The 389-nt window shown below is 72.2% G+C and carries 1 protein-coding gene; it reads right to left on the bottom strand.

Annotated elements, in window-relative coordinates; translation table 11 throughout:
• Positions 1 to 389, bottom strand: a 389-nt coding sequence (locus FMM79_RS00075; RefSeq protein ID WP_148625011.1) for an ABC transporter ATP-binding protein, incomplete at both ends; no start/stop codon positions are given.

The raw sequence follows: 389 nt of genomic DNA, 5'->3' as shown, positions 1-389 counted from the left end.
GAGCAGCAGCAACGGCGCCGTCGAGAGCAGCCCGCGAGCCAGGCACAGGCGTTGCCGCTGGCCGCCGGACAGCAGCGCGCCGCCGGGACCGACGTCGCTGTCCCAGCCCTGCGGCCAGGCCTCGATCTCTTCCAGCAGGCCAACCGCCCGCGCCGCCTCGCGCAGCGCTTCGAGATCGGCGTCCGCTCGCGCCATGCGCAGGTTCCAGGCAACGCTGCCGCGGAACAGGCCGTTGTCCTGGAACACCAGGTTACGACTGGCGGCGAGGGTCGTTTCGCTCAACCGGCGGATATCCACGCCACCCAGCAGGACACGCCCGGCATCGACGTCGTAGAGCCGCCCGAGCAGCGCCAGCAGGCTGCTCTTGCCGGCCCCGGAGGGTCCGACGA

The sequence above is a fragment of the Novosphingobium sp. BW1 genome (assembly GCF_008107685.1).
In the GTDB taxonomy this organism is placed as follows: Bacteria; Pseudomonadota; Alphaproteobacteria; order Sphingomonadales; family Sphingomonadaceae; genus Novosphingobium.
This window is presented reverse-complemented; position numbering and strand designations above follow the sequence as displayed.